Source organism: Pseudogemmobacter humi, from assembly GCF_900609055.1.
GTDB classification, from domain to species: domain Bacteria; phylum Pseudomonadota; class Alphaproteobacteria; order Rhodobacterales; family Rhodobacteraceae; genus Pseudogemmobacter; species Pseudogemmobacter humi.
On record NZ_UXAW01000035.1, the window covers coordinates 1 to 12,670 of the forward strand.

General features: G+C 62.2%; 7 protein-coding genes and 2 pseudogenes. 1 reads left to right on the forward strand and 8 read right to left on the reverse strand.

Annotation, left to right across the window (positions count from 1 at the left end):
- Nucleotides 1-197: 197 nt before the first annotated feature.
- From XINFAN_RS03250 to XINFAN_RS22560, 8 genes and pseudogenes are all read right to left on the reverse strand, one after another.
- The gene (locus XINFAN_RS03250; RefSeq protein ID WP_124085069.1) at nt 198-914 is read right to left on the reverse strand and encodes a M48 family metallopeptidase; all 717 of its coding nucleotides are present in this window, start codon (nt 912-914) and stop codon (nt 198-200) included.
- Nucleotides 911-4,126, reverse strand: a complete 3,216-nt coding sequence (locus XINFAN_RS03255; protein WP_124085070.1) for a type I restriction endonuclease subunit R — start codon at nt 4,124-4,126, stop codon at nt 911-913. Before XINFAN_RS03255 ends, XINFAN_RS03250 begins: the two co-directional genes overlap by 4 nt.
- The gene (locus tag XINFAN_RS03260) at nt 4,123-4,971 is read right to left on the reverse strand and encodes an HAD family hydrolase (protein WP_124085071.1); all 849 of its coding nucleotides are present in this window, start codon (nt 4,969-4,971) and stop codon (nt 4,123-4,125) included. The genes XINFAN_RS03255 and XINFAN_RS03260 overlap by 4 nt, the downstream gene beginning before the upstream one ends.
- Before the next feature lie 11 nt (nt 4,972-4,982).
- Nucleotides 4,983-6,203, reverse strand: coding sequence for a restriction endonuclease subunit S (locus XINFAN_RS03265; RefSeq protein WP_199286350.1), 1,221 nt, complete (start codon nt 6,201-6,203; stop codon nt 4,983-4,985).
- Nucleotides 6,196-7,221, reverse strand: a complete 1,026-nt coding sequence (locus XINFAN_RS03270; RefSeq protein WP_124085072.1) for a virulence RhuM family protein — start codon at nt 7,219-7,221, stop codon at nt 6,196-6,198. Before XINFAN_RS03270 ends, XINFAN_RS03265 begins: the two co-directional genes overlap by 8 nt.
- Nucleotides 7,214-8,731, reverse strand: a complete 1,518-nt coding sequence (locus XINFAN_RS03275) for a type I restriction-modification system subunit M (RefSeq protein WP_124085073.1) — start codon at nt 8,729-8,731, stop codon at nt 7,214-7,216. The genes XINFAN_RS03270 and XINFAN_RS03275 overlap by 8 nt, the downstream gene beginning before the upstream one ends.
- On the reverse strand, nt 8,728-9,333 hold the full coding sequence (locus XINFAN_RS03280) for a restriction endonuclease subunit S domain-containing protein (protein WP_124085074.1): 606 nt from the start codon (nt 9,331-9,333) through the stop codon (nt 8,728-8,730). Before XINFAN_RS03280 ends, XINFAN_RS03275 begins: the two co-directional genes overlap by 4 nt.
- 168 nt (nt 9,334-9,501) lie before the next feature.
- Nucleotides 9,502-10,656: pseudogene (locus XINFAN_RS22560) on the reverse strand (tyrosine-type recombinase/integrase).
- A 218-nt stretch (nt 10,657-10,874) separates the two neighbouring features.
- Here XINFAN_RS22560 and XINFAN_RS22480 point away from each other — a divergent pair.
- Nucleotides 10,875-12,313, forward strand: a pseudogene (locus tag XINFAN_RS22480) (DUF6880 family protein).
- The last annotated feature ends 357 nt before the right edge of the window (nt 12,314-12,670 follow it).

Consider the following 12,670-nt stretch of genomic DNA (forward strand, 5'->3'; position numbering starts at 1 on the left):
TCCTGCGTTTCCGCATTCCTGATCTCCTCGTCATTGGAGACCAGCAAACGTCAGATCGTAGCTTCCGTCACTGTCCGATTTCCGGGGAGTAGCTCAGTTGGATGGCCGTCGCAGGGAAGTGGGACGAGCCGGAAATCGATCCACGAATGATCAGCCGTGGCGATGAGTGACGCCTCGACTTTCAGCGCGACGCCCGCTTACGCCATTTTTCGTTCGAGCCGATGTTTGCGTTTTTCCCAATCTGGGAGGATGCGGTCCAGCAGTTCGAAGAACTCTGGCCCGTGGTGCGGCACGGCGATATGGCAAAGCTCATGCGTGATGACGTAATCGATTGCATCCAGTGGGGCTTGGATAAGGCGTCGATTGAGCAGAAGGCGCGAGGCCGGCGACATCGAGCCCCAGCGCTGCCGCAGTTGGCGGACGATCAAACTCTTGGGGCGAAAGTCATCAGGCGCCGGGAAGCGCAGAAGATTGAGTTCAAGGCGCTCGCCGAATTTCGCATGAGCCCGCTCTCGATACCATTGCTCGACAAGCTCGCGTGTCAAATCGGCCCGTTCGGGCCTGTGTGTCTGGACTACGATGAAGCCCCGGGTCAGCTTCACGACCGCTTGGACGTGGGGCACTATTTTCAGTCGATACTGGCGTCCGAGGTAGAGATGGGTCTCGCCTGCCACATATTGGCGATCCGGGGTGCGCGGCAGAAACTGGATGAAATACCGCTGCTGACGCCGGATCCACGCAGCGCGCTTGCGCACCTTCTCCTCGATCGCGACCAGCGGAGCATCCTGCGGGGCAGCGACAACAACGGAAGCATCCGGCTCGACAGCGATTTCCAGCGTCGTCCGTTCACGTCGCAAAATGGCGAATTCGATCCTGTGTTCACCGTATTGCACGCTGTGCCGCTCTGCCGTCATCCCGGAAACCGCGCCCGTGCGAGGTCCATGATCTTGAGTTCGATATCGTCCATCACCTCAACCGGTAATGCGATGCCACGTTCATCACGAAGGATGTCGAAGAAATAGTCGTCGATAGCGTTGCGCATCTTGTTCTGAGCAATGTCGTTGGACCAGACGTCGACGATGTGATGGGACTTGATGATATCGATGATCGTGAGCGCGATGGCGGCAACCTCAGCCGCCTCGATCGGTTCGCCATCATCGGTCGCGAGCGCGCCTTCTAGGATTCCGAAAAACGCCTGCCCATCGTCGTTGCCCTTGATCGCATCCGGCACCTCGCGCCCCCGATCCTTGCGGGCGACCTTGCTGGCCAGATCGACTACGTTCTTGAGGTAATCCCGCTCGGAAATCCGTTTGGCCCGATAGTCGCGAATTGTTTCCTCCAACAGCTCCGAGAAGCTGCGGTAGAAGGTCGGGTCTTCATCCATTTTTTCGGTGATGGTCCGGCGCGTCGCGCTAGCAATCCGGTCCGCCCTCGACGCCTCGGAGACGCCCGTTTCCTCCACCACGGCCTTCAGGGCGTCCGGGTCGTTGATGTTGACCATCTCGATGATCGTTTCGGCCGGCATGGCAACGACATGGTCGTCCAGCAGCTTCTGGATCTTCGGCTCGAACTCCTTGACGTCGACGGTCTCCTGGTAACGCAGCTGAACCGAGCGCCGCAGCTCGGAGAACTGCTTCCAGTCCTTCTTCATGGCGTCGATCTTCGCCTCGTCAAAGACGTCGAACAGCTTGTCCGACGACAGCGAGATATGGAGACAGCGACTGAACGCCTTCAGTCGTTCATAGAAATCCTGCCGGATCGCCTCATCGGCCAGGAACTGCTCGAATTGCTCCATGTCCTTCTTGTTCTTGACCGGTTTGAACAGGTCCCAGAGTTGATCGTGCAGCTGGGGCAGCTTCCGGATTTCCTCACGCACGTCGTGGACCGTGCCGGCGAGATCGGCGGCGTCGAAGCCCTCGAAGGCGCTGTAGGTTGTCAGCGCCGTGTCGAGTTCTCCGAGCAGCCCCTCGTAGTCGATGATGAAGCCGAACTGCTTCTCGGTCGCGCCTTCTTCGTAGAGCCGGTTCACGCGGGCGATCGCCTGCAGAAGGTTATGTTCGCGCAGCGACTTGCACACATAGAGCACGGTGTTGCGTGGCGCATCGAACCCGGTCAGCAGCTTCGACACGACGATGAGGATCTCCGGATCGCCAGAGCCCTTGAATGCATTGATGATCTGCCGGGTATATTCGTCCTCGGTCTTGTACCGGGCCATCATGCGCGCCCAGAAACTGCGTACCAGGTCCTTCGATTCCTTGTCGACCTCCTCGTTGCCCTCGTTGTCATCGGGCGGCGAGATGACGATTTCGCTGGTGACGTGTCCGATTTCGTCCAGCACCTCCTTGAAGCGGACAGCTGCGGCCTTGGACGGCGCCACAAGCTGCACCTTGAATCCCGTGCCTTGCCAGTGCTGGCGGAAGTGCTCCGAGATATCGAAAGCTTTCGCCCGGATCGCCTGGCCCGTCTTTGAGAGCGCGTCCATGCGGGAAAACTTGCGCTTCAGGTCGGCCTTCTGGCTGGGTGTCAAGCCCTCGCTGATCTTGTCGAACCACTTGTCGATCACGCCGCCATTGACCTGCTGCTCGACAAGCCGTCCCTCATAGAGTAGCGGCACAACGGCCCCGTCGGCGACAGCCTCGTCGATCGCGTATTTGTGGATCAGGCCGCCGAAGGTCGAGAGCGTATTCTTCTCCTTCTTTAGGAGCGGCGTTCCGGTGAAGCCGAGATAGCAAGCCTTCGGCAGCAGCCGGCGCATCCGTGTGGCGAACTGGCTGTGACCGCCATACCGACCGGTCTGCGAGCGATGGCTCTCGTCGACCAGGACGAACACGTTGGCATCCTCGTCGACGTCCTCGGTAGCTTTGGCGGCCGTATCGAACTTGTTGATGATTGTCGTCACAAGTGGTGTCCGGTTTCGGATCAGCTCGATCAGATGGGCGCCGCTGGTTGCCCGCACGGGTTCCAGTTCGCAAGACTTGAATGTGTCCTTGATCTGCTTGTCGAGATCGTCGCGGTCGGTGACGATCAGAATGCGCGGATTGGGGATGGCCTTGTCGAGCGCGAGAGAGCGCCCCAGCATCACCATAGTCAGCGATTTGCCCGACCCTTGGGTGTGCCAGATCACGCCGCCCTTGCGGCGGCCGTCCATATTGAACTGGCGGACGCGTTCGACAGCCTTGCGGATCCCGAAGAACTGCTGGTGGCGCGCGACCTTGCGTGCGCCGCCATCGAATACGGTGAAGCGACGGATCAGGTCCAGCAGGCGTTCCGGCCGGCACATCGCATGGATTGCTCGGTCCTGGGCCGTGATCGCGCGCGCACCTTCGGCGGCCAGGGCTTCGAAATGAGCGCGGGCAAAGGCGAAGTCGCCCGAGAAGACCGCGTCGGCCTCCACCGCGGTGAGCGGCCGATTGGCCAGCGGATCAATGATCTCGTCCCGGTCTTCCTCGTCCCGCCACGTCTGCCAGAACTGCCGCGGCGTGCCCACGGTGGCGTAGCGCGCTTCGACACGGTTCATTACCATGAGAAGCTGCGCGAAGTGGAACAGCTGCGGGATGTTGTCTTCGTTCTGGTAGCCGATCAGCTGGCTACCGGCCTTCTTCAGGCTCTCGGTCGGCCGCTTGTTCTCGATCACGAGGAACGGGATGCCGTTCACGTAGGCGACGATGTCGCATCGCTTGGTCTGGGTGCTGGCCGTCCGCTCGACGGAGACTTCGGCAGTCACGTGATAGACGTTGTTCAATGGGGTCTCCCAATCGACATAGCGGAACGAATAGGACTTCGAGTCTCCCTGGATCGTCTTGGTGATGGTCGTGCCAAGGACGAGGGTGTCGTAGATGTCTTGATTGGTCCCACGCAGGCCCTTCTGCCGGTCAGGTGTGGGCTTCAAGCGCCGGATGGCCTCGTGCGCATCCTCGAGGTCGAAGGGATAGTCCCGTCCTCGGTAGGTGAAGCTGTTGATCCGCAGGAGCTGGTCCGCAAGGACGTCATCGAGCACAACGTTGCGCAGACGACCGCCGCGCTGGCGCACAGCTTCCGCCTGTGACAGCGGCGTGAACCCCAGCGCCACAAGGAGCTGCAGGGCGGGGATCTGCGACTGATGCTTCTCGGCGGCGTCGAAGGTCATTGTGGGCCCTCCGAAAACAGCCCGGACAGCGCCGCGCGTGCCGCTACCGCGTTGATGTTCGCCTTGATGACGCGGTCCAGCTCACTCCCGTCCGTGTAGATCGCGGGCACGGCGCAGTGGACCCGGCCATCCTTGATGTAGTTGCCGGCTTTGCCGCGCGCGCCCTTGGTGTGGGGCTTGAACACCGCAACCGAAAGCCCGCCCTGTTCCTTGACCAGACGAAAGCAGGGAATGTCGGTCGAGCCGTCGCCGATGAACACCATATTCTCGAAGGGTACGGGCCTGTCACGCTTCTCGACGAACTGGTTGACCTTGCTGTTGTCGCTCAGGTCGAAGGCACCCTTGTTGATGCGGAAGAGGTACTGCGTCTTGGTCGTGTAGTTGACGGCAAGCGCCGGCCAGGCGGCAACGCCGTTCTGGTCGAACATGAACTTCGACGCATAGACTTGGGCGAACCTGGAGGCGATAGGCGTCCCGGCAAAGATCTCGGCGTTCCCCGACGAGACAAGATAGTGCGTGACCCGGACACCCTGCGCCTTGCCATAGCCGGTGATGCGGTCGAACCAGTCCTCGACCCCCTCGAACAGCTGGATCGCCTTGCCCCGCGCCTTGAAATCGTCGCGCCTCACCGGAACGCCGGCGGCGGCGGCCTTGCGCAGCATCAGATTCATGTAGACGAGCACTTCGTCCGCCTGATGTTCCTTTGTGAGGCGCTTCACCTCGGCCCAGAAATCCTTGGGCTTCATGCCGATATCGGGCAGGAACTGGTGTTCCTGCATGTTGCCGTCCGCCAGCGTGCCGTCGAAGTCGTAGGCGATCGCCATCTCAATGTGTTTCTTGGCCATGCGCTTCTCCTTCAGACAGCGACGCGCCATTCGCCCGTCAGCAGCTTCTGCATCAGGCCGCGTTTCTGGCAGGTGAGGGCTTCGATTTCCGCCTCGATGGCGGTGAGTTCGGCTTGCGATACTTCCACCACCTCGGCGATGGCAGACTGCTCGGCATGGTCCTTCGGCAGGCGCAGCTTGCCTTCGAGGAAGCGGCGATTGGTGATCGCGATGGTATTCTTGGCGCCCTTCTGAACGAGCGGGTGCAGGTAGTTGCGGACGGCGATCGGGGACTCGAACAGGGCATCGAGGATGACGCCGAGCGCGCGGGTCGCGGGAGTGAACACTCCGTAGAGCGGCGACACGATCACCTCTGCCGAGATTTTGCTCTGCTTGATGATGCCGAGCGGGAAGTTTCCGGTCGGGCTCTTGGTGTAAACGATATCGCCCGGCAGGACGCGGTTGTAATGGCCGGTTTCTGCGGCGGCGAAGGATCGACCGAGGTGCTCGATCTGATTGATCAGGCCCTTGTGGACCGACACGGAAAAGACCTCCTCCGCGCCGGTGCCTTGCAGGCCGTGTTCGGTCAGCACCTCGCCGAGAGCGACTTCGCGCCACTCGCCCGTGTAACCAAGCAGCCGCGCGCGACCCGTGAACAGATGAGTGCGCATCCAGATGCGACGTTGAAGATTCGCCGCCCGCAGCGCCTCCAACTTCTCGATGGCCTCGTCCCATGTCCGCAGGATTTCGGCGATCTTGCGCTGTTCGGGGAGTGGGGGAAGCGGGACCTTTAGCTTGCGGAGGTCTTTCCAATAAATCGCCGCCACACTTGTACTTCCCACAGCGAGAGATTGAACGCTCTTCTTTCCACCCCCGGTATTCAGATATGCGCCAAAGAACTCCGGATGCGCAAAGTCAAGTAGGCGAATCCTATTGATATTGTTATCAAATGTCGCTTGTATGTTTGAATCGCGCCAGATGGCAGACTTGCCCACAAGGTCAGCCGAATTGCGAGTATTGAAGAGCAGGTCGCCTACTTGCAGCAAATCAGCCTGTCCGTTCAGTTTCCGGAGTGATACACGCTCAACCTCGACCAAGGCGAGACCGCCCCATGTCAGATTGCCCATCTTGATTAGGTCGATACTCGAGCCGCCTTCGTCTTCCCCACGTTCGGTCGTTCCGAGTTGGGTGTCGGCAACAAGCGTTTCTAGGGTTACCGTCTGCCAGTTGGTCGGCTTTGAAAAGTTATTCATCGCTGCCAGCCTTCTTCCGCTCCTTGGCGGCCTTCTCCATCTCCTCCAGCTGAGCGATGTCCGCTTCATCCGCCGCCAGTGCCTCGGCGGCGCGGCGGTTGGCGTCGAACACCTCGAACCGCTCGACGGCCAGCTTCTGCGCCACGTCCATCCGCAGCCGCCCGGCATGGGTCAGCACGTCGCGCTCGTTGAAGGACAGGAAGGCGTCGAGCTTGTCGGCCCATTCGGCCATGCTGACCGGGCGGCGGCGCCTCGCCTGGTCCTCGGCGTAGTCGAGGTACATCACGACGATGCGGTTGAGTTCCTCGACCTCCTCGGCCTTCAGGTAGTTCTTGGCGGTCCCGACATCGCCCTTGCGAACGACCGAGCCTTTCCAGCTGGTCAGGCCCATGTTGGGGGCGCTTGGATCGCTGCGGTTCTCGATCAGTTCGGCGGCCGTCTTGCCCGTGACCGCCCAGAGCATCTTGTTCTGCACCTTCTTGAAGAAGGCCTGCGCCTGCTCTGACGTCTTGTCGTAGTCGATGGCGGTCGTGTAGAGGTCGCGCACCTTCTGGTAGAAGCGCTTCTCCGAGGCGCGTATATCCCTGATGCGGGCAAGCCACTCGTCGAAATAATCCCATTGCTCGGCCTGCTTCAGCCGGTCATCGTCCATGGCGAAACCCTTGACCAGGTATTCGCGCAGGACAGTGGTGGCCCACCGACGGAACTGCGTACCGCGCGCCGAGCGGACCCGGTAGCCGACCGACAGGATGACATCGAGGTTGTAGGCGTCGACCTCGCGTTCGACCTGCCTCGTGCCCTCGGTTTGAACTATCCGGAATTTCCGGATAGTTGCCCCCGGATCGCACTCACCCTCGGCGAAAACGTTACGGATGTGCTCGTTCACGGTGCGCACGTCCTTGTCGAACAGCTCCCCGATCTCCCGCTGGCTCAGCCAAACGGTTCCGTCCACGGCCCGCAGGCCGATGGTCGCGGCGCCGTCCTCGGTGCTGTAAAGGATCAGTTCGCCCTCAGACATCGACGCCCAGCTCCTTGAGATAGCCGGCCATCTTGCCCCGCACCTCGGCCAGCTCGGCCTCGATCGTGTTGATCTGCTTCTGCAATGCGGCCACGTCGATTTCCTCCTCCGGCTCGAAGGTGTCGACATAGCGGGGGATGTTGAGGTTGAAGTCGTTCTCGGCGATCTCTTCCGGGCTGGCGCTGTGCGAGTATTTCCCGATCTCCGCCCGCGCAGCGTATGTTTCCAGCACCTTGTTGATATGAGCCTCGTCCATCACGTTCTGGGTCTTGCCCGACATGAACGCCTTGCTGGCGTCGATGAACAGGACGTCGCGTCGGCTCTCGTTGTCGCCGCCCTGTTCGCGGGAGCGGTCGAAGACCAAAATGGCCACCGGAATGCCCGTGGTCGTGAACAGGTTGGCGGGCAGCCCCACCACCGCGTCGAGCAGGTTCTCCTCGATCAGCGCCTGACGGATACGCCCCTCGGCCCCGCCTCTGAACAGCACGCCATGCGGAACGATGACGGCCACCCGGCCGCTCTGGCGCTTGGCGATTTCGATCATGTGGGTGATGAAGCCGTAGTCGCCCTTGGACTTCGGCGGGATGCCGCGCCAGTAGCGCTTGAACGGGTCGGTGTCCGCGTTCTCCGCACCCCATTTGTCGAGGCTGAACGGGGGATTGGCCACGACCACGTCGAACTTCATCAGGTGGTCGCCCTCGACCAGTGCGGGGCTGTTGAGGGTGTCGCACCATTCGATGCGCGCGGCATCCTTGGCGTGGAGAAACATGTTCATCCGCGCCAGCGCCCAGGTCGCGCCGTTCACTTCCTGGCCGTAGAGGGCGAAGTTCTCGGACCCGACCTCCTCCGCTGCTCGGATCAGCAGCGATCCGGACCCGCAGGCCGGGTCGCAGATGGTGTCGCCCGGCGTCGGGGCCGCCAGTTTCGCCAGCAGACGGGAGACGGCGGAGGGCGTGTAGAACTCGCCGGCCTTCTTGCCAGCGTCGGAGGCAAAGCGCGAGATCAGGTAGATGTAGCACTCGCCGATGATGTCCTCGGTCACGCGGCTGGGGCGCAGGTCGAGCGCGGGCTTGGCGAAGTCCTCCAGCACGTTCTTGAGGCGACGGTTGCGGTCCTTGACGCGCCCTAGGTTGGCTTCGGAGTTGAAGTCGATGTTCCGGAACACGCCTTCGAGCTTGGCGCGGTTGGCATCCTCGATCCGCTCAAGCGCGATGTTGATCCGCTCGCCGATATTGGGCTCGTTCCGCGCCTCGTAGAGGTCGTAGAAACTGGCGCCTTCGGGAAGGACGAAGCGCTCGCGCTCCAACCTGCGGCGGATCCGGGTTTCATCCCCGCCATACTGCTTGCGATAGGTTTCGAGGTGATCGTTCCAGTGGTCAGAGATGTACTTCAGGAACAACATCACCAGGATGTAGTCCTTGTACTGTCCGGCATCGACGACGCCCCGGAAGGTGTCGCATGCGGCCCAGGCCGTCTGGTTGACCTGCTGTTGAGTGAGTTGATCGGTCATTTGGACGTCCTTTCCTGCCTCGTCTTGGGGCGCATGCCGTTCGCTCGTTCGACGAGGAGCAGGCTGATCATCGTTCTTCGCGTGGCGGCGGCGAGTTGGGTGAGCTCCCGCTCCCGCTCGGCCAGCGCATCGACCGCGACGATCTTTTCTTGAAGCTCGATATCGGGGACATTGAGCTCGAGATCGTCGAGACTGGATCGCGGGATCATTCGGATGTTGGTGCCGCGTGCCGCGCTGTCGAAATGGCGCTGGGCGGAAGGCTGGTTTATGGCCCACGCCAGATACTCCGGCGTCACCACATCACGCTTCGGACGCAGCATCATCAGCGGGAGTACCGCAAGGGCGGGTTCTTGCAGGCGTTCGTCCAGCGCGGAGGCCGTGTTTCGTTCACCGCGCGAGCGGAACACCACGTCGCCGGTGCGGACAAAGTACCGCTCGGCAAGGCCCTCCAGTTGGACGCGGGCGAGCCGCTCGGGATCGACGATGCCCTCGGGGGATATGTCCCGCAACTGAATTGCCAGCACGCCCCCAGCCACCGCCGGCTCCAGTCTGCCGCGGACCGTATAGCCGGTGTGGATAGTGCAGGCGTCAGCGAGGCGCATCGAAATCCCTCTGTAAGAATCGCTACAGAAGGTAGGCGCGCGCAAGCGGGCTATCAATGGTGGAATATGCTGTAGGTTAGCCTACTGCGTATTGGATCTGAATATGCCAATTCCGCGGTGGCTCGGTCTCTGACTGAAAGGAGGGAGTGCCCACCGAGCTCTGCGCGATTATCCCAAGGATTGCCTGAGGTTCTGCGCCACCGCATCCGCTGCCATCCTCACCGGCTCGGCGGCGAGGTGGGCGTAGCGCGCCGTGGTCTGGACCTGCGTGTGCCCGAGCAACTTGCCGATCATCGGCAAACCCTGACCCGAGGCCGCGGCCGTGGACGCGAAGGTATGGCGCAGGTCGTGGATGCGCACGTCCTTGACGCCGGCGCGGGCGCGGACGCGCTGCCAGAAGGGCTGGAGATCGCTGAGACGCTTGCCCGGCAGGGTGCCGAAGATGACCCACGGGTTCCCGTCGATGCGCTGAGCGTCGCGGAGCAGGTCGGCGGCGGGCTGTCCGAGGTGGGCAATCTTGGCGCCGGACTTGGAATCCGGAAGGCGCAGAACGCGCTCGGCCAGATCGACGTATGCCCATGTCAGAGTCATGATCTCGTTCGGCCGACACCCGGTCAGGATCAGCAGGCGCGCGGCGAGGATGGCCGAGGGCAGTTAAATCCCCTCCGCCTCCATCTCGCGCAGAACCTCGCCGATCCGGCGGAGTTCGGCCGCACTGAGAAAGCGCTCGCGTTTTTCTTCAGGGTATTTCCGGATATGCTTTCGCGGATTGGTGCCGTCCGGACGCAGCCCCCACATCTCGGCGAGGCCGAACATCTTCGAAATCACCTCGAGGCAGCGGTTCGCCTGATAGGGGATGTGCCGCAGGTCGTGGTGGAACTTGGCGACATCCGCCCGGGTGATCCCCGTGACCGCGAGTTGACCGAGCGCGGGCAGGATGAAGCGCTGCAGGTTTCGGCGGTATTCCTTGCCGGTGCTGGCCTTCACGCGAATGGCGATGTGCTCCTTGTCGAACCGCTCGGCCAGTTCCTTGATCGTGATGGCCCTGCGCCCGGCGTCCCGTTCGGCGGCAGGGTCCTCGCCGTTGCGGGCGGCGGCGGCGATGGTGATGGCACGGGTTCGCGCCTGCTCGCAGGTCAGCACTGTGCTCGGCCCGAGGCTGGTCCGCCGCGAACGGCGTCCGGCGCGGTATTGCACGACATAGCCCTTTCGCCCGCTGGGCAGCACCCGGAGGCCGAAGCCGGGGATATCGCTGTCCCAGATGAAGTATTCGGCGGGCTGGGTCTCGGCGGCGTCGACGATGCGCTTGGTGATCTTGGGCATGGGAAATCGGCTTCTCGATTGTCTGGCTTCCACAGTGCGCAATGCGTGGGGTTAGTCAACGAACACATTGATATTGCGAATAGAAAGGAAGTTCTGCGTGGTGGTGCGCAGGCGCTGGATCGCATGCGCGAGCGGAACTGACGGGTGGTGCGAATCACGGCGCGGGTTCCGGTCCTTTCGCCACGCGGTTACAGTCCGCAAAAAGAAGCGGAATCCCGATGGCCCCGAAAACCACCCTGAACGCAAAGAACCTGGAGGCGCTGGGCGCCGAATGCCTGGCGCAACTGCTGATCGAGATCAGCACCGGCGATGCCGCAGCCAAGCGGCAACTGCGTCTCGCGCTTGCCGGGACGCAAGGCCCGAAGGAGGCAGCCCGGGAAATCACCAAGCGGCTGATCAGCATCGCGCGCGCCCGCACCTTCGTGGATTGGCAGAACCGCAAGCCGCTGGTCAAGGATCTCGAAACGCAGCGCCGGGCCATCATGGAGCAGGTCGCCCCGCAGGATTCCCGCGAGGCGCTGGTCCTTCTCTGGCGGTTCATAGGGCTGGCCATGCCGGTGTTCCAGCGCTGCGACGACTCGAGCGGCATCGTCATCGACATCTTCCACCAGGCCTGCGCCGATCTGGGCGAGGTGGCCAAGACAGCCGGACCCGACCGGAGGCGCTGGCGCGGCAGGTTCTCGATGCGCTGCAGGACAACGGCTTTGGTCAGTACGACGGGTTGATCGACATCATCGCCCCGGCGCTGGGGCCCGAGGGCGTCGCGCATCTCAAGGGGCTGGTCGAGGAGCTCGGGCGCACGCCCGTGCCGGCTCCGCCAAAGAGCTAGTGGCAGGCCGTCGGCTGGGGCAGCGGCGGCACCCGCTATGCCCATGAAATGGACGAACGCGCGCGCCAGAGCACGGTCGAGATGGCGCTGAAGGACATCGCCGATGTGCAGGGCGATGTCGACGGCTTCATCGCCCAGTATGACCCGAAGACCCGTAAGGTGCCAAAGATCGCCGCTGAGATCGCGCAGCGCCTGCTGGCGGTTGGCAGGGCAGGGGACGCGCTCGGCTTCATCGAGCGGGCCGAAGTGAACGAGGCACGCTGGATCCCGGCCGAGTGGCAGGACGCCCGGCTCGGGGTGCTGGAGGCACTGGATCGCAAGGATGAGGCGCAGGCGTTCCGCAGGGCGTGCTTCGAACGCGATCTATCGGTCGAGCACCTGCGCGCCTATCTGAAGCGGCTGCCGGATTTCGAGGACATCGAGGCCGAGGAGCGGGCGATGGCACATGCCGCCGCGCATCCCGGCCTGCTTCCGGCGCTGGGGTTCTTTCTCGACTGGCCGTCCCTGGACCATGCCGCACGCCTGCTCCTCGATCGGCACGAGGAGATCAACGGCGATCACTACGAGTTCCTTGTTCCTGCAGCCGAGGCACTGTCAGAGCGACATCCGCTGGCCGCGACATTGGCGTTGCGAGCGATGATCGACTTCACGCTGAGCAAGGCCAGGTCGAAACGCTACGGCTACGCGGCACAGCATCTGGCCACCTGTGGCGATCTTGCCGGACGGATCGAGAACTTCGCGCCGGTCGAGACGCATGACGCCTATGTTGCGCGTCTGAAGAACGAGCACGGTCGGAAGTCCGGGTTCTGGTCACAGATCGAGGGATGATGGCGGTGCTACCGGAACATCATATCGCCGCCCGTTGGAAGCATGGTGGAAGCACGAGGGTGAAAACCGGTGTGCAATCCTGACAATCCGCGCGCAGGTCGTCTTTGCGGACCCTCTTGGCAACTGGCGGAAATGTCGAAGGAATACACAAACGAGCGCAATTGTTCATGGCTCGTTCGACACGACTCATAACCTGAAGGCCGCAGGTTCAAATCCTGCCCCTTCGGCAAGATTTTACATATACAACAACACGTTACACTGAGCTACTCCCCGATCCTTGGACAGTTTTCGAGGATGTTTAAGCTACTGCCTGCGCCTGCTGGTCGGTTTCGATGCTGTTGAAGTAGACCACGGCGG